Origin of the sequence: Aureimonas sp. ME7 (assembly GCF_903970965.1) — a bacterium.
Taxonomy (GTDB): domain Bacteria; phylum Pseudomonadota; class Alphaproteobacteria; order Rhizobiales; family Rhizobiaceae; genus Aureimonas.
Window position 1 is genome coordinate 1 of the sequence record NZ_CAJCKW010000039.1, and the last position, 1,681, is coordinate 1,681.

General features: G+C 65.9%; 1 protein-coding gene. It reads left to right on the forward strand.

From position 1 onward, the window contains the following. The first annotated feature begins 67 nt into the window (after window positions 1–67). Entirely contained in the window at window positions 68–1,510 is a 1,443-nt protein-coding gene (locus H7A85_RS20610) for an IS1182 family transposase (RefSeq protein ID WP_182422410.1), read from the forward strand. Window positions 1,511–1,681 lie beyond the last annotated feature (171 nt).

A 1,681-nucleotide genomic window follows, 5' to 3' on the forward strand; every position in this document is an offset into this window, starting at 1 on the left:
GCTATCGACCCTGGCTGTGTCAAAACCCTGCATGTGCTATTCTCATCGGGGATGACCGGAGGGTGGCATGGGACGCTTCGTTGTCGGCACCGATCGCGAACAGGCGACGCTGTTTCCACCCTGTCTTGAGGACTGGATCGCGGAGGGCAACCCCGTCCGGGTGATCGACGTCTTCGTCGATGCACTGGATTTGGGCTCTCTCGGCTTCGAGGGTGTCGAGGCGGCCGCGACGGGACGGCCCGGCTATCATCCCTCGGCTCTCTTGAAGCTCTACGTCTACGGCTACCTGAACCGCATTCCTTCCAGCCGGCGGCTGGAACGCGAGGCGGGCCGCAACGTCGAGGTCATGTGGCTGACGGCTCGACTGTCCCCGGATCACAAGACCATTGCCGAGTTCCGACGTCAGAACGGCTCGCCCATCGGGCGGGTCTGCGCCCGCTTCGTCGCCCTGTGCCGGGAGATGGGCCTGCTGACCGGCACGCGCGTCGCGATCGACGGCTCGAAGTTCAAGGCGGTCAACAACCGCGACCGCAACTTCACCAAGTCCAAGCTCGAGCGGCGCCGCGAGCAGATCGAGGAGAGTGTCTCACGCTATCTCGCCCAACTCGACACGGCCGACCGCCAGGAGCCGACGCCGGAACTGGCCGCCAAGGTCGCTCGGCTGACGGAGAAGATCGCCCGTCTCGGCCAGGAGATGGAGCGCCTTGCGGGCTTGGAGAAGCAAATGGCGGCCGCCCCCGATCGTCAGGTCTCGCTAACCGATCCGGACGCCCGCTCGATGGCGACCAGCGGACGCGGGTCAGGCATGGTGGGCTACAACGTCCAGGTGGCGGTGGACACCGAACACCATCTGATCGTGGCGCACGAGGTCACCAACATCGGATCGGACCGGGCGCAGCTCAGCGGCATGGCGCAGCAGGCCAAACAGGCGCTCCAGGTCGACCGGCTCGAAGCGGTGGCCGACCGCGGCTACTACTCCGGCGAGGAGATCCTGGCCTGCGAGCGCGCCGGCATCGCCGTCACTCTGCCGCGCCCGATGACGTCCGGCGCCAAGGCGGCGGGACGCTTCGGCAAGGAAGACTTCCTGTACCGTCACGACGAGAACGCCTACCGCTGCCCGGCGGGCGAGACGCTCCCTTACCGATACACGACGGTGGAGAACGGCATGACGCTCAGCCGCTACTGGACGAACGCCTGCCAGGCCTGTTCGCTGAAGGCGGGCTGCACGACGGGCAAGGAACGGCGCGTCACGCGCTGGGAGCACGAGGACGTCCTGGAGACCGTACAGCGCCGGCTGGATGCCGATCCGCAGGCCATGAGGGTGCGGCGCGAGACGGTGGAGCATCCGTTCGGCACGCTGAAGGCGCGGATGGGCGCCACCCACTTCCTGACCCGGACGCTGCCGCGTGTGTCGGCCGAGATGGCGCTCCAGGTTCTGGCCTACAATCTGACGCGTGTGCTCAACATCATGGGAAGCAAGAGGCTCCTCGCCACCATCGTAGGCTTATGAGGCGGCGACGGCACCTTGGTTCGTCCCATCACGCGAGGCGCTTGCATCATCTTATCCAGCGATGAGCACAAAACGCAGCTACAGAGCGCCGCCTTTCGATGTCCAGCCATCCGGTCGGTCCCAAAACGTCGAACGACAACAGGGTTCGACGTTTTGAAACAGCCTGGACCC

Excerpts from the sequence above, each read along its gene's own strand:
- H7A85_RS20610 (WP_182422410.1), top strand. The coding sequence starts at position 68 with ATGGGACGCTTCGTTGTCGGCACCGATCGCGAACAGGCGACGCTGTTT.